Origin of the sequence: Novosphingobium sp. Leaf2 (genome assembly GCF_001421325.1) — a bacterium.
Classification (GTDB): Bacteria; Pseudomonadota; Alphaproteobacteria; order Sphingomonadales; family Sphingomonadaceae; genus Novosphingobium.
Window position 1 is genome coordinate 38,156 of record NZ_LMJY01000005.1, and the last position, 22,400, is coordinate 60,555.

A 22,400-nucleotide genomic window follows, 5' to 3' on the forward strand; every position below is an offset into this window, starting at 1 on the left:
GGAAAGCGGGCCGCATTGGCGGTCCGCTTTTGCGCATCACCGATCTCAATACGGAGTTTCAGATGATCATCTTCAAAAACGTCCGCATCTTTGATGGCACTGGGGAGCCGCCGTTCGCGGGGGTCGTGTCTGTCAAGGAGAATCGCATCGTTGCTGTTTCTCCCGAAGACACGATGATCGGCGCTGACTTTGCAGTCGAAGCGCAGGTCATAGATTGCGAGAATGCCATCCTGATGCCCGGTATGGTCGATTCGCACGCGCATCTCACATGGCCGAGTTCGGTCGAGCGCCCCGTCCGGGAAATGTCGATGCCGCCTGAAGAGTTGGCACTGACTGCGGCGCGTAACGCGCGCATCCTGCTCGATTATGGCATCACCAGCGCATACTCGGCGGGTGCGATGAGCAAGCGACTGGAAATTTACCTTGCTCAGCAAATCGAAAGCGGTGGCTTGCCCGGTCCGCGCTTCATTCCCTCGTCGATCGAGAAGGAACCGCCTTCGGGCGATGACAACACCTTCAACCCTGGTCAATCCGAGCATCAACTGAGCGGCCCCGAGGAAATACGCGCGTTCATCAAGGAATGTGCGGAGTTCGGCGCCAAGTCGGTAAAACTGCTTATATCGGGTGAAAGCCAGCTGCGTCCTGGCACGTCGTTCGAGCTACAATATAGTGATGAGGAACTTCGCGCCGCGCATGAACAAGCGCTTGAATCCGGCATCTGGCTGAACGGACACGCGCATGCTGCGGAGGCGGTGAAGCTCGGCGTGCGCAACGGGTTCCGCATGCTGTATCATTGCACCCATGCGGATGAGGAAGCTCTGGACCTGCTGGAGGCGCGCAAGAACGATATTTTCGTCGCACCAGCCATCGGCGTTATCCAAGCCATGATGGACTTCGCGCCGCCGCCGGGGATGGAGCTTACCGAACAGAAGGCGGATGGGCAGATGGTGCTCGAGCGTCATCGGGAACTGATCCCTGAAATGCGCAGGCGCGGCATTAGGGTATTGCCGTTCGGCGACTATGGTTTCCCCTTCAATCCGCATGGTTGGCAGGCGCGGGATCTCGAAATCTTCGTAACGCAAATGGGCTTCACGCCAATCGATGCGCTGGTCGCCGCGACCAAACTCGGTGGCGAGCTGATGGATATGGGCAATGAACTCGGCATGATCAAACCCGGCTACCTGGCCGACATCGTGCTGGTGAAGGGCGATGTCACCCAGGACGTCACCCTGCTTCAAGACAAGAACAACATCGTAGCGGTGATGAAGGATGGTAAGTTTCACAAAGAACCTCGGTCGCAGAACTGAGCCAATCGTTTTGTTACAGTTCACTTGCACTGGAGTTTATTCGTGACATCTTACAAGCTCTTTCAGTTTGTGCCCTCGTCCGGGGCACCGGAACTTGGAATACTAGTTGCGGATAAGGGATATCGCGTGCCGGAATGCACTCTGGACGCCTACCTCGCCGATGTTGACGTTCAGCATGAGCGTATGAAGGTACTGGCGCGGCGGATTGCCGATGGTGAGGAAAGGCCAGAAACGATCGATCTCGGCGCCACGAGCCTCACCGCGCCGACCTTGAACACCGCGACAATTTACGCCTGCGGAGCAAATTATTCTGATCATGTCGAGGCGATGTCTAAGGCGATGGGTCTCACCGTGGTTGACGGCCGCGCGGTCGGCCTGCCGCCGTTCTTCTTCACCATTCCCGGTCGCACCGGCTTAGCGGGACATGGCGAAGATGTCGATTATCCCGCAGGCGTGCAGAGGCTGGATTTTGAAGCGGAACTCGCCGTTGTCATCGGTCGGCGTGCGCGCAACGTTGGCGAAGCGGATGCTTTCTCTTATGTAGCTGGCTATACCTGCGCCAACGATCTGTCCGCACGCGACCGATTGCTCCGACGCGAGGAGGATATAAGTTCTCCATTCCGCTTTGATTGGATGGGCCACAAGGTTTTCCCGAAATCCTGTCCTATGGGGCCATTTTTGACCCCGTCGGAGTTTATCCCGGACCCTGAGAATGTTAACATCAAGACATGGGTCAACAACGAATTGCGGCAGGATTCAAGTACTAAAAACCTGATCTATTCTATCCCGGAGCAGATCGCGTTCCTCAGCAGTCGCTTTGACCTCTTCCCCGGCGACGTCATCATCACCGGGACGCCGTCGGGCGTTGGCGCGGAAACCGGCCGTTTCATGTCGAAGGGCGACACCGTTCGGATCGAGATTGCGGGCATTGGCGTCCTTTCAAACCGGATCGCGTGACAGCCGCCCCGATGGCTTCCTTCTCCGGGCGGACACGAACGCAGGTATTGCCGACGGGCGCGAAGAGAAGGGGGGAAATGTTGTATCTGACCGATATCAGGAATGCTCAAGTCTCTGTGCCGTCCCACTAGTAGGCGCCTCAACCAGAAAGCCCCTTTAATGCTCGACCCGAATATCGCTGCCATCCTGGATAGTTTAAACGCCGGCCCGGCGCTTGAAAGCATGGACGCACATGAGCAGCGCAAATTCTTCAGCGCCATGCGATCTGCGCCAACGCCGATACCGGGCGTCGATTCACGGGATCTGCAGATCGACACGGGCGATGCCGTGCTCAATGCCCGTCTGCTGTCGCCGACCCGCGGCCCCGACGAGACGGGTGATCTACCGTGCCTTGTCTACTTCCACGGCGGGGGCTGGATGGTCGGCGGGCTTGATACGCACGACCAGAGTGGACGGCGTCTTGCGCTGGGGGCCGGTATCAAGGTGTTGCTGGTCGCTTATCGGCTGGCGCCCGAGAACCATTTCCCGGCGGCGCATGATGATGCCTTAACCAGCACATCCTGGCTTTTCGACCATGCCAAGGAACTGGGCGTCGATCCCTCCCGGATCGCGGTCGGCGGCGAATCCGCGGGGGCAAACATGGCGGCCTTCGTCGCCACTGAATTGGGCGGCAAAGCCGGTAAGAAGTGCTCGCTGCAACTGCTGTTCTATCCTTTGGTGCAGGTCGATCTCGATACCGCCTCGCGCCGCGAATTCGCTAACGGGTATCTTGTCACGATCGGGTTGCACAACAATTGCTTAAACACTTACCTCGAGACAGAAAGCCAACGGACCGATCCCCGCATCTCGATCCTGCTTCGTAAAGATATCAGCCACTCCCCTCCTGCCTTTATCGCAGTAGGCAGCAATGACATTTTTGCAGACGAAGACAAGATCTACGCCGCCCGGCTGAGGGACAATGGCGTACCGGTCGAATTTCATGAGTACCCCAGCCTCATACACGGTTTCTGCGGCTTCTTTGATCAGGCAGCCGAAGTGCGACAAGCGTTCGATGACGCAAGCCAGGCCCTGCGGCGCGCACTCCACCCCGGTTGACTATCATTCCCCGGTAGCTGGGACAGCGAACTTTGCCGCTTGGAACAACATTGGCATTAGGATTGGAAAGCGTGAGCATGGAACCGAAACAGGCCATTTATTGCGACGTGTTGGTCGTGGGATCCGGCGCCGGGGGAATGCTTGCCGCTATACGCGCCCATGATCTTGGCCTGAAAAGCGTCGTGGTGGAAAAGACGCATTATTTCGGCGGCACGTCGGCTCTCTCCGGAGGCGCGATCTGGGCTCCTAACAATCAGTTCATGAACGGGTCGGACAGCGTGGAGAAGGCGAAGAAATATCTGACCGCCATCACCAACGGTAACATGCGCGAGGATCGCGCCGATGCGTTTCTGGCCGCCGCGCCCGACATGACAAACTATCTGAAAGAAATCGGCGTTGGCATCGCCGCGGACACGACGCCCGACTATTTCATCGAAGTTGAAGGCGGCATGACGGGCCGCAGCATCGTGCCGACCAAACTTGACGGCAAAGCTTTAGGGCCGACGTTCTTTGAAATGCGCGAACCCTCGCATTTGTGGAAGGCAGGGCATCGGGTCGCACTCGACTGGCCCGACATGCATGCGGTAATCGAAAAGCAAACGGGATGGCAGATGTCCATCGCGAAATTGTTCGCGCGCTACTGGACAGATTTGTCATGGCGCCGGATCACGCGGCGTGATCGTCGCGTCACTATGGGGGCGGCGCTTGTCTGCGCTCTCCGGATCGCAATGGAAAAACGCGGCATTCCGTTAATGCTGAACATGCGTCTTACCGATCTTGCCGATAGCGGCGGCCGGGTCAGCGGCGCGACGTTCGACAGCGATGGACGGGAAGTAACAGTGCGTGCTGCCAAGGGCGTCATCATCGCGGCCGGCGGCTTCGAGCATAATCAGGCGCTTCGCGACGCATACGCACTCCGTCCGACAAGCGCAGGCCACAGCATCGCGCCAGGCATCAATACCGGTGACGGTCTGATGGCGGCGCAGGACGTCGGTGCTGGCACCGAGATGATGGGCCATTTCTGGTGGACGCCAGTCGTGGTGTTGCCGGATCCGCATGTGCCCAATTCCATGGTGCCGGGCCCTCTTTTCCGGTCCCCGGGATGTGTCTTGGTCCGTCCTGATGGCGAACGCTTCGTCAACGAAGCCTCTTCCTATGACCGCATCGGCAACGCCGTTCTTGCCGAAGGTTCGAACCGCCGCAGTTCCGACCCTTATTGGATGATTTTTGACGCGCGCTATCGTACTACTTATCCCATAGGCAATCTTGTTCCGTCGGCCATGGCATCGGACAAGACGCTTCCGCGCGAATGGTGGAACCGCTTCATCTATAAGGCCGATACGATCGCCGAACTGGCGTCTTCGACAGGCTTGCCGGCCGAGCAACTCAACGCGGTCGTCGCGCGGATGAACGAGGCTGCCAGGGAGGGCAAGGATACTCAGTTCGGACGGGGTGATACCCTGTTCGACCGGACGCTGTCTGGAGACCCAGCAGCAGGCCCGAACCCCAGCCTGGTTCCGATCGACAAGCCACCGTTCTACGCCATTCGCGCCTATATCGGCGACATCGGCAGCAAGGGCGGCATCCGCGTCAATGCCAACGCACAAGTGGAACGGGCCGACGGCACGCCCATCTCTGGTCTGTACGCGATCGGAAACAGTGCAGCCTCGCCGTTTGGCGATTCTTATCCCGGCGCCGGGGCGACGTTGGGAGCGGCAATGACATTCGCCTATATCGCTGCGGATCATCTCGCCGCGTGACAGAGATCATCGATAATGGCGCGTTGTCCTGATGAAAAGATGGAAATAGGCATGAGAAATATAGTCATCGCCGGTAGCGGCGTTCTTGGCACCCAGATCGCATTTCAGGCCGCCTTGCACGGCTATGATGTGACGGTTTACGACATCGACAATGACGTTCTCGAAAGAGGGCGAGCGACGCTGATAGGACTGGGCGAGTACTACGCGAAAGACATGGCGGCAACGCCTGGGCAGATCGACGCCACCCTCGAACGTTTGACCATGACAGGTAATCTTGGGGCCGCGCTCGCGAATGCCGACCTCCTCATCGAATCCGTGCCCGAGATCCTCGCAACCAAAATAGCATTTTACGAGAAGGCGGCCAAAGTCGCTCCCGCAAAGACGATCTTCGCCACGAACAGCTCGACGCTTTTGCCAAGTCAAATGGCGGACGCCACGGGCCGTGCCGATAAATTTCTCGCATTGCACTTCGCCAATGAAATTTGGAAGCGAAACATCGCCGAAGTGATGGGGCACGCCGGAACCGCTCAGGCGACCTTCGACGCAGTGACTGCATTCGCCGGGTCGATCGGCATGGTGACGGTCCCCGTGCATAAGGAACGGCCCGGCTATATCATCAATTCACTGATGCTTCCCTGGGTCATGGCCGGACTAAAATTGTGGGCCGATGATGTGGCCGGCTTCAAGTCGATCGACAAAAGCTGGATGGTCGCAACGGGCAGCAACTTTGCGCCGTTCATGCTTGTAGACATCGGCGGGATGAACACGGCCTATAACATGTTCAGCAGCCTGGCGGAGGCTTACAATGACCCGCTCGTTGCCAAAGCGGCACAGCGAATAAAAACCGAGTTCATCGATAACGGACTGCTCGGCGCCGCGACCGGCGAAGGCTTTTATAAGTACCCCAATCCAGAATATCTGAGCCCCGCATTTCTATCCTGATTGGGCGTGCGCACCACTTAAGCGCAGGCGCAGCGCGCTGTGCCCCGATCCTTAGAACGAAATTCTAAAACAACGGGCGACACGCGCCGGCCAGCAAGGAGATAAGCGATGGCGGAAGACGACTTCGACGTGATCGTGATCGGTGGCGGGGGAGCGGGGCTGTCCGCCGCCGCGACCGCCGCGGATACAGGCGCGCGCGTCCTGGTGGTGGAGGCAGGCCCGCGCTGCGGCGGCGCGACCGCCACCTCCGGGGGCGCGCTCTATGCGTCCGGCACAAAGATCCAGCGTGAGGCGGGTATCGACGACACACCCGACGCGATGTTCACCTATGCGATGGCGCTGTCCCGCTACCGCATAGAGCCGTCGGTAATGCGGCGATTTTGCGATGCCGGCGCGGAGACGATCGACTGGTTGATTGACTGTGGCGTCCGCGTCGGCGCGCTTACGCAAGGCGATGTGTCCGACACCGCGCGCAGCCACTGGCCGGTGGGCGGGGGTGCAGGCCTGGTCGAGATACTCGAAGGTCACGCGCAGTCGGCTGGTGTGGAGATTGCCACACACACCCGTGTCCAGAAGTTGGTCGTCGAGAATGGCGCGGTTGTGGGCATCGAGGTCGAGGGCGAAGTCATCAGGGCGAAGGCCGTCGTCGTCGCGACCGGCGGTTTTGGCGCCAACGAGAACCTCCTCGACCGCCATTATCCGAGCTCCTATGTGGAGGGGCGATGGTATGGCGGCCCCGCGACCGCGCAGGGGGACGCCCTCACCTTCGGACCGGCGGTGGGCGCCGATCTCTATGGCGAGAACCGGGGCACGATGATGATGACGGCCGGCTTGAGCCGCGAGTTGACGTTGCCGCCCGGCTGGCTCATGTTCGTCAACCGCTTCGGACGCCGCTTCATGGACGAGGGCGCTGCCTATTGCATCCAGAAGTCCATCATGGAAGCGCAGCCCGATCAGCTTGCCTTCGCCATCTTCGATCAGGCGTCCTTCGAAAATTCGCCCTTGGACTTCCGCTACGCGCCGATGATCCAGGCGGGCGAACTGGCCAACGACTGGAAACGCGACACGCTTGACGCCGGTCTGCGCGACGGCCTGATCCTGCGTGGCGAAACCCTGACGGACCTCGCTGCCACGCTGGACGTTCCCGCCGAGGCGCTGCTTGTTACCGTGGCGAAATATAACGACGATGTGGCGACTGGCCAGGACACACTGTTTTTCAAGCATCTCCTTCACCTCCGGCCGCTGGGAGATGGCCCCTATTATGCAGCGGTAATGAAGATGCGGAGCCTCGGCCTGACGTCCTATGGGCTGAGAATCGACCGCGAGGCGCGCGTGCAGAACGCCATGGGGCAATCCATTGCCGGCCTGTACGCGGCGGGCGAAGCGTCGGGAGGTGCCATGGGCGAAGTCTATCTGGGCAGCGGCAACGCCGTCGCCAATGCGGTCGTATTTGGTCGCATCGCGGGCAGGAACGCCGCCAAATTCTCGCGGTCGAATAATGCGGACCCGCAGGTCGCGATTTAAGAGACAGGAACGGCGGCGGACAGGCACGACCATCGGGCCTGCTGCCGCACCGATCTTCGGCACGCCGGTGGAGCCGCAGACGCGAATGGGTATCGGCGCGAAACCGTCGGGCAGGACGCCGCAGCCCAGGCCGTTATCCACCGCGCGGAAGCGCGGACGGCGTTTCATAGCCCCATTCCCCATATTTGCGGGATATCACCTCGCGCATCAAAACCAGTTCAGGCGAGGAGTCCTGAAGGCGATGGCTCATGATGATGGGAGACGTGGCCTTTTCCCTGATTTCGCGAAACACCAGATCATGGCTCCGGGCGAAACGGACGGATTCCGGGACGATTGCGATGCCTTCTTCCGCCGCCACCAATCCGATCGCTATCTGAAGTTCGCGCGCCTCATGCGCAATACGGGGCTCCACCGCATGGTCGCGGAACAGCGAGAGCACTTGGTCGGCGTAACTTGGACGCGGTGAGCGCGGATACAGTATCTGTGGCTCGTCAGCCAGATCCTGTAGCGACAAAGGGCCGCTGCCCGCCGCCAAGGGGTGGCCCATGGGCAGGGCGACGATCAGTCTTTCTTCTCGCAATATGACGCGTCGAACGGCTGGATCGTCGAACCGTATGCGCCCAAATCCAACATCGATCTTGCCCTCTTTCAGCGCCGCGATCTGATCGAGCGTGGAATGCTCTACGAGGATTAGCTCAACGTTCTCCGCTACTTGACGGAATTCCCGGATCAATTCCGGCAGCCTCGCATATATGGTCGACGCGACAAAGCCTATGACGAAGCGGCGACGTTCGCTCACTGCCGCGGCCTTGAGCATTCCTTCCATATCTTCCATTCGCGCAAGCATCTGCCGTGCCTGCACATATAGCAGGTTGCCCACGGGGGTTGGCCGCACAGGTCGCGTCGACCGGTCGATGAGCGCGGCGCCGACGAGTGCCTCCAACTGCTGGATCGCGCGCGACAAGGGCGGCTGGGCGATATTCAATCGCTCGGCTGCCCGGTTGAAGCTGCCCGCATCCGCGACTGCCACATAATAACGAAGCAGGCGCAAATCCATCATAAGCGAGCCTTCTCTATACCTGTAGAGTATAGCATTATGACCAGATCGGTCTTTGAACAAGTGGCAGCGCGATAGTATCGCTGCCTTGGAAAAAACAGGCACCCGGGAGAGTCGCTGCGATGGCTGCATTGAAAAACGCCGATACCTTCATCGTCGATATTCCTACAATCAGACCTCATGTACTCGCGATGGCCACGATGCATGCGCAGTCGATGGTGATCGTGCGGTTGACGGATGCGGACGGCGTGGAAGGTATTGGCGAAGGCACGACCATCGGCGGCCTCAGCTATGGCGAGGAAAGCCCCGAGAGCATCAAGTCGGCCATCGACACCTATATCGTCCCGATCCTGGAAAGCTGCGATATCGCGCAAGTCGGAGCTACGATGGCGAAAATCGCGAAATATGTGCGCGGTAACCATTTCGCCAAATGCGCTGTCGAAACGGCATTGCTCGACATGCAGGGCAAGCGCCTTGGCGTCGCTGTCTCCGAGCTGATCGGCGGAGGCCGAGTGCGCGACAGTCTTCCGGTCGCATGGACGCTGGCCAGCGGCGACACGGCGCGCGACATCGCCGAGGGCGAGGAGATGCTGTCCCTGCGCCGTCACCGGATCTTCAAGCTGAAGATCGGCAAGCGCGAGATGCGCGCCGATGTCGCGCATGTCGGCGCGATCTGTAAGGCGCTGGGCGATCGCGCTAGCGTGCGCGTCGATGTCAATCAGAACTGGAGTGAGGCGCAGGCCAAACTCGGGATGGCGATGCTGCATGACGTCGGATGCGACTTGGTGGAACAGCCTGTCGCTGGGGATGATATCGCGGGCATGGCGCGCCTCTCTGTTGGGCAGGCCGTTCCGTTGATGGCGGACGAAGCCCTGCACGGCCCGCGTACAGCGCTGCGGATAGCATCAGCGGGCGCGGCAGGCGTCTTCGCGCTCAAGATCGCGCAGTCCGGCGGCCTTTTCGCTACGGCCGAAGTCGCGGCGATCGGGTCGGCGGCGGGCATCGGGCTTTACGGTGGCACCATGCTAGAAGGCAGCGTGGGCACGATCGCGTCCGCCCATGTCTTTGCCACCCTGCCCGAACTGGCATGGGGGACCGAACTGTTCGGCCCGCTCCTGCAGATCGAGGAAATATTACGCGACCCGCTCGCCTATGGCGACTTCTCACTGGCGATTCCCACGGGCCCAGGGCTCGGGATCAGCCTCGACGAGGACAAGGTCGCGTATTTCCGCCGCGACCGCACCGCTCCCCTCCTCCACGCCGTCACCGCAGGAGCATAACACCCATGCTGTTCATGGTCGAAATGGATGTCAATATTCCGCTGGACTTCGACACGGAGGAAGCCGCGAAGATCAAGACGGCCGAAAAGGCTTATTTCCAGAAGCTTCAGCAGGCTGGCCTGTGGCGGCACATCTGGCGCAAGGTCGGCCTCTACTCCAACGTCTCGATCTTCGACGTCGATAGCAATGCGGCGCTGCATGACACGCTTATGGGCCTGCCGCTCTATTCCTTCATGACCATTAAGGTGACCCCGCTCTGTCGGCACCCTTCCTCCATCCATGAGGACGATCGGTGATCGCTGCAGCCTGATAATCAAGTCTTTGGGAGAGAATGAAATGGACATCAGCTTCGTACAGACCCCGGCAATCCAGCAGTTGTTAGATCGCGCCGCAGGCGTGAACGAGAGCGGCGGCAATCCGCGCCTCAAGGCGATTTTCCGCGACCTGACCGAAAGCGTGATGGAGCTGATCGTGAAGCACGACATCTCCGAAGACGAATTCTGGCTGGCGATGAAGTATCTCGCCGACAGCGCAGACGAGATCGGCCTGATCGTGCCGGGTACGGGCCTCGAGCATTTCCTCGATCTCTACATGGACGCCAAGGACGCCGAAGCAGGCCTGACGGGCGGCACGCCGCGCACCATCGAAGGACCGCTATACGTCGCCGGCGCGCCGCTGATGGAAGGCAATGTCAACCTCACAAGCGATCCGGACGAAGGCAGTCAGGCACTGAACATGAACGGTACGATCACCGGCCCCGATGGCGAACTGGTTCAGAACGCCATCGTCCATGTCTGGCACGCCAACTCCAAGGGCTGGTACTCGCACTTCGATCCGACGGGCGAGCAGACTCCGTTCAACAACCGCCGCCGCATTAAGCTGGGGCCGGACGCGCGCTATGCTTTCCACTCGAGGCAGCCAAGCGGCTATTCAGTGCCGCCGCAGGGCGGCACCGATCAGTTGATGCAGGCGCTCGGCCGTCACGGCAACCGTCCGGCGCATGTCCACTTTTTCATCGAGGCGCCGGGCTACCGTACGCTGACCACGCAGATCAACTTTGGCGATGATCCCTTTGCCGCCGATGATTTCGCCTTCGGCACGCGAGAGGGCCTGCTGCCCATGCCGATCCGCCAGGGCGACACCGCCTCCATCCAGTTCGATTTCCAGCTCCAGCGGGCTCACGACGCGGGCGATGAGGGCTTCTCATCGCGGGCCCGCGCGGAGGCGGAGCCGCTGCCTCAAGCCGAGACCGTCTGAAAATCGCGAAGCAGGAGACAGGATCATGCAAGGACACCTGATGAACCGCGTCGCGACCGCAGTGGTCGACGACCCCGAAACCGGTCTGTTCCGCTGCCGCCGCGACGTCTTCACGGACCCGGCGCTGTTCGAACTCGAAATGAAATATATTTTCGAGAGCAACTGGGTCTACGTCGCGCACGAAAGCCAGCTTGAGAAGAAGAACGACTATTTCACGACCTGGATCGGGCGCACGCCTGTCATCCTGACCCGCGGCAAAGATGGCGGCATCAACTGCGTGGTCAACGCCTGCGCCCATCGCGGCGCCAAGTTATGCCGTCGCAAGCGCGGCAATCAACCGCTCTTCGTGTGCCCCTTTCACGGCTGGAGCTTCAAGACCGACGGTGCTCTGCTGCGCGCCAAGGACGCCAGCACCGGCGCCTATCCTGACAGCTTCGACCATGAAGGATCCCACGATCTGACCCGCGCCCGGGTAGAGAGCTATCGCGGCTTCATATTCGCCTCGCTCAACCATGATGTGCGGCCGCTGGAGCAGCATCTGGGCGAGGCGAAAGTCATCATCGACCAGATGGTCGATCAGGCGCCCGAAGGTTTGGAAATCCTGACCGGCAATTCCACCTACACTTTCGACGGCAACTGGAAGATGCAGATGGAGAATGGCTGCGACGGCTATCACGTCAGTTCCGTCCACGAAAATTACCAGTCGACCATGGGCCGTCGCGCCGAGGGCGGGACCAAGGCCGTCGACGCCAACGGCTGGTCGAAGGCTCCGGCGAGCGGCGTCTACGGGTTCGAGCATGGCCATATCCTGCTCTGGACCCAGGTGCTGAACCCCGAGGTACGCCCGATCTGGAACCATAAGGCGGCTCTGGAGGAGCGTCTTGGTGCCGACAAGGCAAAGTTCATCCTCGAACAGACCCGCAATCTGGCGCTGTACCCGAACGTGTTCCTGATGGACCAGTTCTCCACCCAGATCCGCGTGGTGCGGCCTATCGACGTGCATACCACCGAAGTCACCATCTACTGCTACGCCCCCAAAGGCGAAAGCGCTCAGGACCGCGCCAACCGCATCCGCCAGTATGAGGATTTCTTCAACGTCACCGGCATGGGCACGCCCGACGATCTGGAGGAATTCCGCAGTTGTCAGAAGGCCTATGAAGGCGCCGGCGAGCTCTGGAACGACCTCAGCCGCGGCGCCACGCGCTGGATCGCCGGTCCCGATGCCAATGCGAAGGCGATGGGCATGAACCCGCTGCTCTCCAGCGAACGTAGCGAGGACGAGGGCCTCTTCGTGCGCCAGCACGAGTTCTGGGCGCAGATCATGCTCGACGGCATGGCCAAGGATACCGAACCGATGCTGGAGGCAGCGGAATGACCCTGGTTATCCAAAAGAATGCGCCCGCGCTGTCCTACGCCGACATCTGCGCCTTCCTCTACCGCGAGGCGCGCCTGCTCGACGATCGCAAGTTCGACGAATGGCTGGAATGCTATTCAGAGGCCGCTGAGTACTGGATGCCCGCGTGGACCGATGACGATGCGCTGACCACCGATCCGCAGACCGAGATCTCGCTGATCTACTACGCGAACCGCAAGGGTCTCGAAGACCGCGTCTATCGCCTCAAGACCGAACGCTCGTCGGCCAGTACCCCCGAGGCGCGCACGGCGCATCTCATCGGCAATGTCGAAGTACTGGAGACGCGCGAAGGCGGCGTGGACCTGCGATATAATTGGAACACGCTCGCCCACCGTTACCAGCACACGCAGCAGTTCTTCGGCACTACGTTCCTGACGCTGGACACGACTGGTGCGACACCGAAGATCCTGCAGAAGAAGATCGTCCTCAAGGACGATTACATTCATCAGGTCATCGACGTCTATCACGTCTGAGGAGGTTGCAGTGATCTTCGCAGCACGGTTCGCCGGCAAGGTCATGGTCGTGACCGGCGCGGCGCAGGGCATCGGGGCGGGCGTCGCCACCCGCGCGGCGGCGGAGGGGGCGAGCGTCGTCCTCGTCGACCGCGCCGACTTCGTGACGGAAGTGGAGGAGGCCATCGTCGCGGCGGGCGGCAAGGCGGTGTCCGTGCAGTGCGATCTTGAAACTTACGAAGGCGCGGCGCAGGCCATGACGACGGCGGTATCGGCTTTCGGCCGCATCGACATTCTCGTCAACAACGTCGGCGGCGCGATCCGGATGCGGCCTTATGCCCAGTTCGAGCCCGCGCAGATCGACGCGGAAATTCGGCGTTCGCTAATGCCCACGCTCTACTGTTGTCACGCGGTTCTGCCGGTGATGTTGGGGCAGGGATCTGGCACCATCGTCAATCTGTCGTCCAACGCCACGCGCGGCATTCGCCGGGTGCCGTACTCGGCAGCGAAGGGGGGGATCAACGGGCTGACGCAGGCGCTCGCCATGGAGTATGCAGAGGCCGGAATCCGTGTCGTCGCAACCGCACCCGGCGGCACCAGCGCGCCGCCGCGCCGCGTTGCCCGCAACCCGCTAGGCGACGACGCACAAGAACAGGCATGGATGGCCGAAGCGGTCGCGCAGGTCACGTCCTCCGCCTTTATGAAGCGCTACGGTACGCTGGAGGAGCAGATCGCCCCGATTCTCTTCCTCGCCTCGGACGAGGCTAGCTACGTGACTGGATCGGTGCTCCCCGTCGCCGGCGGCGATATCGGCTGAAGGAGCCAGAAATGTCGAAGATCTACGATAGCCCCGCCGCAGCCCTCGATGGCCTGCTGTTCAGTGGGATGACGATAATGTCGGGCGGCTTCGGCCTGTCGGGCAATCCCGAGAGCCTGATACCGCAGATCCGCAAGTCGGGCGTGACCGGCCTGACGGTCGTGTCCAACAATGCAGGGGCGGACGGGTTTGGGCTGTGGATGCTGCTGGAAAGCCGTCAGGTCCGCAAGATGATCTCCTCCTATGTGGGCGAGAACAAGCTGTTCGAGCAGCAGTATCTCTCGGGCGAATTGGAACTCGAACTCAATCCGCAGGGCACGCTGGCCGAGCGGATTCGCGCGGGTGGGGCAGGCATTCCGGCGTTCTACACGAAGACCGGCGTCGGCACCGTAGTGGCCGAGGGCAAGCCGGTCGAAGTGTTCGAGGGCGAGGAATACGTGCGCGAGACCTGGCTGCGCTCCGACCTCTCGATCATCAAGGCATGGCGCGCCGATCCCGCAGGAAATCTCATGTTCCGCAAGACCGCGCGCAACTTTAACCCCAACATGGCGACGGCGGGCAAGGTGACGGTAGTCGAGGTGGAGGAGATCGTGGCCGAAGGCACCTTCGATCCCGACTGCATCCACACGCCCGGCATCTACGTGGACCGCGTGGTACTCTGCACCGTCAACGAGAAGCGCATCGAAAAGCGTACAGTTCGTGAGAGGGAGGCCGCGTAATGCCCCAGGAATCCAAAGGCTGGTGTCGTGATGAAATGGCCGCGCGCGCCGCAAAGGAACTGCGTGACGGCTACTATGTGAACCTCGGCATCGGCATCCCGACGCTGGTCGCGAACCATGTGCCCGAGGGCGTTAACGTGACGCTGCAGAGCGAGAACGGCATGCTCGGCATCGGCCCGTTTCCTTATGACGAGGACGTCGATCCCGACCTCATAAACGCTGGAAAGCAGACGATTACCGCGCTGCCGACGTCCAGCTACTTCTCCAGCGCGGACAGCTTCGCGATGATCCGGGGCGGCCATATCGACATGGCCGTGCTGGGCGCGATGGAGGTATCGGCCAGGGGCGATCTCGCCAACTGGACGATCCCGGGCAAGATGGTGAAGGGCATGGGCGGGGCGATGGACCTCGTCGCCGGGGTCAAGCGTGTGGTCGTGGTCATGGACCATGTGTCCAAGAATGGTAGTCCCAAGATCCTGCCCGAATGTTCGCTCCCCCTGACCGGGAAGGCGTGCATCGATCTCATCATCACCGACCTCGCCGTGATCGCGGTGGATCGCGCCCATGGCGGCCTCACCCTCGTCGAGCTTGCACCCGGCGTTACCGAGGCCGAGATTATCGAAAAGACCGGTACGCCGCTCACCTTGCTTCAGTCAGCCTAACCCAGAAAGCGTCCAGAGTGCCCAAATTGACCGTCGTCGACCGTTCGGGAGACGAAACCACCATTGATGCCCGTGAGGGCGTGACCGTCATGGAAGCCATTCGCGATAATGGCTTCGAGGAACTCCTGGCGTTGTGCGGCGGCTGCTGTTCTTGCGCGACATGCCATGTGTTCGTGGACGCGGACTGGATCGGCCGTACCGGAGCACCGGGCGAGGACGAGAATGACCTGCTCGACAGCTCCGACCATCGCGGTCCGCTTTCGCGATTGTCCTGCCAGGTCAGCCTCACCCCCGCGCTCGACGGGTTGCGCGTCACGATCGCGCCGGAGGACTGAGCCCATGCCCTTCACGCCGACCGGCCTGTACTGGAAGCGCGATGGGATCGAAGACGCACCCGCGCTGGTGCTGCTCAATTCCATAGGCACCGACATGGACTTGTGGGACGGCGCCCTTCCCTTCCTGCGCCGGCGCTTCGCGCTGCTGCGCTTGGACGCGCGCGGCCACGGCGCTTCGGCGGCGCCGGGCGGAGATCTATCCATGGCGACGCTGGCCGACGACGTGCTCGCCGTCGCGGATGCCGCCGGGTTCGGGCGTTTCTCGCTGGCAGGCGTGTCGCTCGGCGGCATGGTCGCCATGGAAATCGCGCTGCAAACGCCCGATCGCGTCGAGAGGCTGGTCCCCATCTGCACGTCGGCGGCGATGGACAGCGCCGCATGGGAGGATCGCGTTGCCACGGTTCGCGCGCAGGGAATGGCGGCGATCGCGGATCTCGCTATGGGCCGCTTCCTCTCGGACGCCGCCGACCCCGCAATCTATCAGGCTGTGCGCCGCCAGCTTATCGGCATGAACGCGGAGGGCTATGCGGCATGCGGCGCGGCGATCCGGGACATGGACCTTGCCGATCGGATCGAGGGCATCGCCACCCCCACCCTCGTCGTCACCGGCACCCGCGACGCCTCGACCCCTTATGAGGGGCATGGCGAGCATCTGGTGGCGTGCATTCCGGGCGCTGCCCATATCGTGTTGGACGCCGCGCACCTCGCACCGCTCGAAGCCCCCAAAGCGCTCGCGGCGTCCATCGTCTCCTTTCTCGAAAGCTGAACATCCGTGACACAGGCCTTCATCTGCGATGCCATCCGCACACCCATCGGCAAGCTCAACGGCAGCCTTTCTACCGTTCGCGCCGACGATCTCGCCGCGCTTCCGCTCAAAGCGCTGATGGAGCGCAACCCGACGGTCGACTGGTCGGCTCTCGACGACGTAATCCTTGGCTGCGCCAACCAGGCGGGCGAAGACAATCGCAACGTCGCGCGCATGGCCGTGCTGCTGGCGGGCATGCGCGAGACTGTGCCCGGCGTGACCGTCAACCGCCTGTGCGCGTCCGGCCTCAACGCACTGGGCATCGCGGCGCAGGCGATCCGCAGCGGAGACGCGGACTTCATGGCCGCGGGCGGCGTCGAGAGCATGACCCGCGCGCCCTACGTGCTGGGCAAGGCGGGCAGCGCTTTTGGCCGCGACCAGAAGATCGAGGACACGACGCTGGGCTGGCGCTTCGTCAATTCGGCGATGAAGGCGGCTTATGGCGTCGACACCATGCCGCAGACCGGCGAGAATGTCGCCAAGCAATGGCGGGTCAGCCGCGAGGAGCAGGATCGCTTCGCCCTCGCCAGCCAGCAGAAGGCCGCGCGGGCGCAGGCGAACGGCCGGCTCGCCGCCGAGATTGTGCCTGTCACCATCGCGCAAAAGAAAGGCGACCCGATCGTTTTCGCCGCCGACGAGCATCCCCGCGCCACGACCCTTGAGGCGCTCGCGAACCTCAAGCCGGTGGTCACAGCGGATGGCACCGTGACGGCAGGCAACGCGTCGGGCCTCAACGACGGCGCCGCCGCGATGTTGGTTGCGTCCGAAGCGGCGGCGAAGCGCCATGGCCTAACGCCGCGCGCGCGGATCATCGGCATGGCGGCGGCGGGCGTCGCGCCGCGCATCATGGGCGTGGGACCGATCGAGGCGGCGCGCAAGCTGCTCGCCCGCAAGGCACTGACCGCCGATCGGCTCAACGTCATCGAACTCAACGAGGCGTTCGCCAGTCAGGCCATCGCGACGTTGCGCGATCTCGAAATCGACCCCTTCGACCCGCGCGTGAACCCGAACGGCGGCGCCATCGCGCTTGGCCATCCGCTGGGCATGTCGGGCGCGCGCATCGCGCTTTCGGCTGTCGAGGAACTGCACCGCACCCAAGGGCGCTACGCCCTTGCATTCATGTGCATCGGCGTTGGGCAGGGGCTGGCGCTCCTGTTGGAGCGGGTGTGATGAACAGCTCCGATGTCGTGATCGTGGGAGCGGGGCATGGCGCGGCGCAGTGCGCCATCGCCCTGCGGCAAAACGGCTTTGCAGGCAGCATCACGGTCATCGGCCGCGAACCGGAATTCCCATATGAGCGGCCGCCACTTTCGAAGGAGTATTTCGCGCGACAAAAAAGCTTCGATCGGCTTTACATCCGGCCCCCGGCCTTCTGGGCAGAAAAGGAAATCGCTTTTCGGCTTGGCATAGAAGTGACGGAAGTCGATTCCAGCACGCGTAAGCTGACGCTTTCTACCGGCGAAAAGCATGGCTATGGCAAGCTGGTCTGGGCGGCCGGAGGCGATCCTCGAAGGATTTCCTGCTCCGGCGCGGATCTCGTCGGGGTGCACTCGGTACGCACGCGTGAGGATTGTGACCGCCTGATGGCCCAGATCGACGCGGGTGCGCGAAACATCGTCGTCATCGGCGGCGGATATATCGGCCTGGAGGCGGCGGCGGTGCTTTCCAAGCTGGGGCTCAACGTCACGCTGCTTGAAGCGCTCCCGCGCGTGCTTGCGCGCGTCGCGGGCGCCGAGCTGTCGGCATTTTATCAGATGGAACATCGCGGGTTCTGTCGCAAACGCCGGCTAGAGACGGTGTTGAGTCTTTGAAATGGTGAACTATACCGCGAGGCGGTTGAACTGCTCTGCAATGGACGGATTTCGGCTTTCGGACAAGTCCACCAGCAGGATGTTCGGACTATCGGTTCTGTCGCAAACGCCGGCTAGAGACGGTGTTGAGTCTTTGAAATGGTGAACTATACCGCGAGGCGGTTGAACTGCTCTGCAATGGACGGATTTCGGGCGTCGTTCGCAGAGATCATCTGACCCTTGCGGATCATGTGAACGAGTTCGATGCCGTCGAGAATGACGGCGGCCGTGTGCTCGGACTTGAAACCGAGCATGTGGCGGATACGGCGTTTGATGCGTCGATGGTTACCTGCCTGGGCAGACCATGGCGCGCATATGCCTTGCGGAAGAAGCGCTTCGCGTCCTTGAGATTTCGGGTCGGCGAAAACAGGANTGCGGATCATGTGAACGAGTTCGATGCCGTCGAGAATGACGGCGGCCGTGTGCTCGGACTTGAAACCGAGCATGTGGCGGATACGGCGTTTGATGCGTCGATGGTCCTGCTCAATCCGGTTGTTCAGGTACTGGCTCTGCCGGACTGTGAGTGGCTTTGTGTCCGGCCGGCTCCGCATCCGCACTTCGGCGTGACATTTCCGGGCCGCTTCCAAGTTCGTCTGGCTGCCGTCGATGGTTACCTGCCTGGGCAGACCATGGCGCGCATATGCCTTGCGGAAGAAGCGCTTCGCGTCCTTGAGATTTCGGGTCGGCGAAAACAGGAAGTCCGGATACCACGCTCTGCGATCATCTCCTCCAGGTCTCGCAAGCTCAAGGGGTAGCTCAGGTACCAGCGTACGCACAGCAGGATCACCGGTCGGTCAAAATGGCGGCCCTTGAACATTCTACCTCTGCGTGGAAATGCCAACAAACGCCTCCTCTACCGCCACCTGCAGATTTTTGCGACAGAACGCGCTGGCGGGCACAGCAGCGCGAGACGGGTGACATTGCCCCAAAGCCCCGCGGCGGGGATATGCGCTCGCGGCGGATGGAAGAGCGGGCGGCGGACATTCTGGCCATTTGGGAGGAGCGCAGGGACATCACCCTCGAGGAACTGCGTTTGGCGCGGGCGGACAAGGGCATGGACGTTTCCGTTGCCGGGCTACATCGCTTTTTTGTTCGTCGTGGACTGACGCGCAAAAAAAACAGGCCATGCGATAGAGCAAGATCGACCTGACGTCCTGAAGCAGCGTCAGGACTGGTTCGAGGGTCAACTCGATCTCGAACCGGAGCGCCTGGTCTTCATCGACGAAACCTGGACCGCGACCAATATGACCCGCAGCCACGGTCGTTGCCCCAAAGGCGAGCGGTTGCGGATGGGTTTCCCGCACGGCCACCGCAAGACCACCACGTTGGTCGCCGGCCTGCGCATGACCGGCATGGTCGCGCCCATGGTGCTGGATGGGCCGATCAACGGCGACTGGTTCGAAGCCTACGTCGCCCAGGTCCTCGTCCCGGAACTGCGGCCCGGCGACGTCGTCATCATGGACAACCTGTCGAGCCACAAGCGCGCATCGGTGCAAGTGCTCATCGAGGACGCAGGTGCAACCCTGCGCTTTCTCCCGCCCTACAGCCCCGACTTCAACCCGATCGAGAAAGCATTTTCCCGCCTCAAGGCCATGCTCCATAAAGCGGGTGAGCGCACCGTCAGTGGCCTGTGGAGCTTGATCGGCAACCTCGTCGATATCTTCCAGCCACAGGAGTGCGCCAACTACTTCAGATCATGTGGCTACGAACCAGAATGATCGAAAACCGCTCTAGTCCGATGATGTTCCAGCCCGGCGAGGCCTACCAGTTCACTGGAGCCACGAGGATGTCGAGATCGCCGGCAAACCGATGCGGGTAAAGGGTGCGCACTTGCGGCTGTGCGCGTCGCGGGCTGTGTATGTCCGGGCCTATTCACGAGAGACCCAGGAGATTCTGCTCGACGCGTATGCGCGCGGCTTTGCCTTCTTCGGCGGCGTGCTCCGGCGCGGCATCTACGATAAAATGAAGAGGGCGGTGACGAGCGTATTCACCGGCAAGGACCGGGTGTTCAATCGGCGGTTCCTGATCATGGCCGACCTTTATATGGTCTAGCCCACGGCTTGCTCGCCGGCGGCGGGATGGGAGAAGGGTCAGGTCGAGAACCAGGTGCAGTCGATCCGAGGGCGTTTCTTCCAGCCCCAACTGCGGTTCGCCAGCCTTGAAGAGCTCAATGGCTGGCTGGAAGCTGAGTGCCGCCGCTGCGCCGAACGACAGGCCCATCCTGAGCAGGGCGACCAGACCATTGCGCAGATGCTGGAGATTGAACGTCCTGCATTACAGTCGATGCTGGGGCCGTTCGACGGCTTCAATGAGAGCGAGCACGGCGTGTCGGGCACCTGCTGACCCAGCTACGATCGCAACCGTCACTCGGTCCTCTCGACGGTGGCGCGGCGCACGGTGCAGGTTCGGGCCTATGCCGACCCCGTTGTCGCGCGATGCGGCGATGAAGTCGTCGCTGAGCATCCCCGCTTCTTCGGGCGGAACCGGACCATCTACGATCCCTGGCACTATCTCCCGGTGCCGGCCCGCAAGCCCGGCGCTTTGCGCAACGGCGCGCCCTTCCAGGACTGGGAACTGCCGCCGGCGCTCGCCCGGTTGCGACGCAAGCTGGACAACGGCGATGATGCCGATCGGCGGTTCGTGCGCGTGCTAGCACGCCAGCGATCAGTTCAATGAGTATCGCCGCTCCGACGACGGGCGTCAGGAATCGGAGGTCAGTTGATGCGATATAGCTTCGAAAACCCTCAGTGTCACCCAGCTTGGGAAGCCTACTCAAGAGAAACGACGGCGCAATGGCAATACGACTGATCACTTGCAAAGCTTCAGCAATAGAATAGCGGGCTGATCAACGCGCCTTGCTCTTTCAGTCGGTGTCGAGTTCAAGCTCCCACTTGCAGGACGTTCGAACGCATTTTTGCCCAACTCGCTTGCGACTGTAAAACGGTCCACAATGGCAAACGACCATCGCGTTCGCCATCAATCACTGCCGAATGTTTGCTCCCGAACGATACGCAAGCCATATGCCTCCAGCCCGACGAGATGTGGGTGCCGCGAACTCGTAAGGAGTACCAGGTCGTGGACTCCCAGATCTGCCAGAATTTGCGCGCCGACACCGTAGGATCTGCGATCTACCTCCGGGTCAGTCACGTCGGACGTATGCAGGCTGGTGCCATCACTGGTGCGCGGAACGATCAGGACGATTACTCCGGAACCAACCTTTGCTATGTACTCCATCGCTTCTGCTATGGCCCGATGCCGTGAACCTTTCTGCCCGAGCAGATCGCTCAACAGCGAAGCCGTGTGCATTCGCACCAGTGTCTCGCCCGAGGGATCGACAACTCCCTTTTGCAGAACGAAATTGTCGGTGCCGTCATACCGGTCGCGGTAAGTCAGCAGCTGCCAATTGCCCCCGTAGTTTGACTCGAAAGGGGTGTTCGCCACGCATTCGACTGCGCGATCAAACCGTCTGCGGTAGGCGATCACGTCGCGGATCGTTCCGACCTTGAGATTATGCATTTCGGCAAAAGTCAGCAGATCAGGCAGGCGAGCCATGGTTCCGTTCTCGCTCATGATCTCGCAAATCACGCCCGACGGATTGAGCCCGGCCAGACGCGCGACATCCACGGCCGCCTCGGTATGCCCCGCTCGCACAAGAACACCGCCCTCGCGTGCGACCAGCGGAAAGATATGCCCGGGTGTAACGATTTCGTCCCGCCCGCGAGAGGCATCGATGGCTACCGCGATCGTCCGCGCCCGGTCGGCGGCCGATATTCCTGTCGTCACTCCCTCCCTGGCCTCGATGGACACGGTGAAGGCAGTTTCATGCCGAGTGCCGTTGTTCCGACTCATCGGAGCGAGGCCCAGTTGCTCGACGCGAGACTTGGTCAAAGCCAAGCAGATGAGGCCTCGGCCGTGGCGGGCCATGAAGTTTATCGCGCTGGGGGTCGCCATTTGCGCGGGAATGACAAGATCGCCCTCATTCTCGCGGTCCTCGTCATCGACCAAAATGAACATGCGCCCATTTCGCGCCTCTTCAATAATTTCTTCGGGAGAGGCAATGTCCCGCTTAGGATTTGGATCGGGTCCCTCATTGGTTTGCATATTGATACTCCATGCTGATAAGATTCAGCCGATTGGCGTACTGAAACGTCGGTAGTCGTTACCGCG

Annotated in this window: 19 protein-coding genes and 5 pseudogenes; 20 read left to right on the forward strand and 4 right to left on the reverse strand. The window is 61.5% G+C overall.

What is annotated here, in order from left to right:
- Window positions 1–29 precede the first annotated feature (29 nt).
- The 6 genes from ASE49_RS04825 (at window position 30) to ASE49_RS04850 (ending at window position 7,585) form a co-directional block, all read left to right on the forward strand.
- Complete coding sequence (locus ASE49_RS04825) at window positions 30–1,307, forward strand: amidohydrolase family protein (RefSeq protein ID WP_235522840.1); 1,278 nt, start codon at window positions 30–32, stop codon at window positions 1,305–1,307.
- Between the two features lie 42 nt (window positions 1,308–1,349).
- Window positions 1,350–2,264 carry a fumarylacetoacetate hydrolase family protein gene (locus ASE49_RS04830; RefSeq protein WP_156370113.1) on the forward strand — a complete coding sequence of 305 codons (915 nt, stop codon included), beginning with the start codon at window positions 1,350–1,352 and terminating at the stop codon, window positions 2,262–2,264.
- Between the two features lie 159 nt (window positions 2,265–2,423).
- A complete protein-coding gene (locus ASE49_RS04835; RefSeq protein WP_056768996.1) occupies window positions 2,424–3,359 on the forward strand; it encodes an alpha/beta hydrolase in 936 nt (311 codons plus the stop codon).
- A gap of 77 nt (window positions 3,360–3,436) precedes the next feature.
- Window positions 3,437–5,119, forward strand: a complete 1,683-nt coding sequence (locus ASE49_RS04840; protein ID WP_056769117.1) for an FAD-binding protein — start codon at window positions 3,437–3,439, stop codon at window positions 5,117–5,119.
- A gap of 51 nt (window positions 5,120–5,170) precedes the next feature.
- Window positions 5,171–6,061 carry a 3-hydroxyacyl-CoA dehydrogenase gene (locus ASE49_RS04845; protein WP_200921971.1) on the forward strand — a complete coding sequence of 297 codons (891 nt, stop codon included), beginning with the start codon at window positions 5,171–5,173 and terminating at the stop codon, window positions 6,059–6,061.
- A gap of 108 nt (window positions 6,062–6,169) precedes the next feature.
- Window positions 6,170–7,585: an FAD-dependent oxidoreductase gene (locus ASE49_RS04850; protein ID WP_056768997.1), complete on the forward strand. Its 1,416-nt coding sequence runs from the start codon at window positions 6,170–6,172 to the stop codon at window positions 7,583–7,585.
- Window positions 7,586–7,718: 133 nt separating this feature from the next.
- Here ASE49_RS04850 and ASE49_RS04855 read toward each other — a convergent pair whose 3' ends face one another.
- The gene (locus ASE49_RS04855; RefSeq protein ID WP_056769122.1) at window positions 7,719–8,642 is read right to left on the reverse strand and encodes a LysR family transcriptional regulator; all 924 of its coding nucleotides are present in this window, start codon (window positions 8,640–8,642) and stop codon (window positions 7,719–7,721) included.
- A gap of 122 nt (window positions 8,643–8,764) precedes the next feature.
- Between ASE49_RS04855 and ASE49_RS04860 the strand changes: the two genes are divergently transcribed.
- From ASE49_RS04860 to ASE49_RS04915, 12 genes and pseudogenes are all read left to right on the forward strand, one after another.
- Entirely contained in the window at window positions 8,765–9,922 is a 1,158-nt protein-coding gene (locus ASE49_RS04860) for a muconate/chloromuconate family cycloisomerase (protein WP_056768998.1), read from the forward strand.
- 5 nt (window positions 9,923–9,927) lie between these two features.
- Window positions 9,928–10,218 carry a muconolactone Delta-isomerase gene (gene catC / locus ASE49_RS04865; RefSeq protein WP_056768999.1) on the forward strand — a complete coding sequence of 97 codons (291 nt, stop codon included), beginning with the start codon at window positions 9,928–9,930 and terminating at the stop codon, window positions 10,216–10,218.
- 40 nt (window positions 10,219–10,258) lie between these two features.
- The gene (locus ASE49_RS04870) at window positions 10,259–11,179 is read left to right on the forward strand and encodes a dioxygenase family protein (RefSeq protein ID WP_056769000.1); all 921 of its coding nucleotides are present in this window, start codon (window positions 10,259–10,261) and stop codon (window positions 11,177–11,179) included.
- Between the two features lie 25 nt (window positions 11,180–11,204).
- The gene (locus ASE49_RS04875) at window positions 11,205–12,554 is read left to right on the forward strand and encodes a Rieske 2Fe-2S domain-containing protein (protein ID WP_056769001.1); all 1,350 of its coding nucleotides are present in this window, start codon (window positions 11,205–11,207) and stop codon (window positions 12,552–12,554) included.
- Entirely contained in the window at window positions 12,551–13,066 is a 516-nt protein-coding gene (benB, locus tag ASE49_RS04880) for a benzoate 1,2-dioxygenase small subunit (protein WP_056769002.1), read from the forward strand. Before ASE49_RS04875 ends, benB begins: the two co-directional genes overlap by 4 nt.
- Window positions 13,067–13,076: 10 nt before the next feature.
- Complete coding sequence (gene benD, locus ASE49_RS04885) at window positions 13,077–13,862, forward strand: benzoate diol dehydrogenase BenD (protein ID WP_056769003.1); 786 nt, start codon at window positions 13,077–13,079, stop codon at window positions 13,860–13,862.
- Between the two features lie 11 nt (window positions 13,863–13,873).
- Window positions 13,874–14,581 carry a CoA transferase subunit A gene (locus ASE49_RS04890; RefSeq protein ID WP_056769004.1) on the forward strand — a complete coding sequence of 236 codons (708 nt, stop codon included), beginning with the start codon at window positions 13,874–13,876 and terminating at the stop codon, window positions 14,579–14,581.
- The gene (locus ASE49_RS04895; RefSeq protein WP_056769005.1) at window positions 14,581–15,243 is read left to right on the forward strand and encodes a 3-oxoacid CoA-transferase subunit B; all 663 of its coding nucleotides are present in this window, start codon (window positions 14,581–14,583) and stop codon (window positions 15,241–15,243) included. The genes ASE49_RS04890 and ASE49_RS04895 overlap by 1 nt, the downstream gene beginning before the upstream one ends.
- A gap of 17 nt (window positions 15,244–15,260) precedes the next feature.
- Window positions 15,261–15,578: a 2Fe-2S iron-sulfur cluster-binding protein gene (locus ASE49_RS04900; protein WP_056769006.1), complete on the forward strand. Its 318-nt coding sequence runs from the start codon at window positions 15,261–15,263 to the stop codon at window positions 15,576–15,578.
- 4 nt (window positions 15,579–15,582) lie between these two features.
- On the forward strand, window positions 15,583–16,344 hold the full coding sequence (locus ASE49_RS04905) for an alpha/beta fold hydrolase (protein ID WP_056769007.1): 762 nt from the start codon (window positions 15,583–15,585) through the stop codon (window positions 16,342–16,344).
- 6 nt (window positions 16,345–16,350) lie between these two features.
- Window positions 16,351–17,553 carry a 3-oxoadipyl-CoA thiolase gene (gene pcaF / locus ASE49_RS04910; protein WP_056769008.1) on the forward strand — a complete coding sequence of 401 codons (1,203 nt, stop codon included), beginning with the start codon at window positions 16,351–16,353 and terminating at the stop codon, window positions 17,551–17,553.
- Window positions 17,553–18,149: pseudogene (locus ASE49_RS04915) on the forward strand (NAD(P)/FAD-dependent oxidoreductase); the annotation flags it as partial. The gene pcaF and the pseudogene ASE49_RS04915, both read left to right, overlap by 1 nt.
- 191 nt (window positions 18,150–18,340) lie before the next feature.
- On the opposite strand, the pseudogene ASE49_RS17630 reads toward ASE49_RS04915, so the two are convergent.
- Together ASE49_RS17630 and ASE49_RS17635 are read right to left on the reverse strand one after the other, a co-directional pair.
- Window positions 18,341–18,517: pseudogene (locus ASE49_RS17630) on the reverse strand (IS6 family transposase); the annotation flags it as partial.
- Window positions 18,518–18,606: 89 nt separating this feature from the next.
- Window positions 18,607–19,050 (reverse strand): annotated as a pseudogene (locus ASE49_RS17635) (DDE-type integrase/transposase/recombinase); the annotation flags it as partial.
- Window positions 19,051–19,119: 69 nt separating this feature from the next.
- Here ASE49_RS17635 and ASE49_RS17640 point away from each other — a divergent pair.
- Window positions 19,120–19,951: pseudogene (locus ASE49_RS17640) on the forward strand (IS630 family transposase); the annotation flags it as partial.
- 17 nt (window positions 19,952–19,968) lie between these two features.
- Window positions 19,969–20,888: pseudogene (gene istA, locus ASE49_RS17645) on the forward strand (IS21 family transposase); the annotation flags it as partial.
- 321 nt (window positions 20,889–21,209) lie between these two features.
- Here istA and ribB read toward each other — a convergent pair.
- Entirely contained in the window at window positions 21,210–22,334 is a 1,125-nt protein-coding gene (gene ribB / locus ASE49_RS04950) for a 3,4-dihydroxy-2-butanone-4-phosphate synthase (RefSeq protein WP_056769013.1), read from the reverse strand.
- Between the last annotated feature and the right edge of the window lie 66 nt (window positions 22,335–22,400).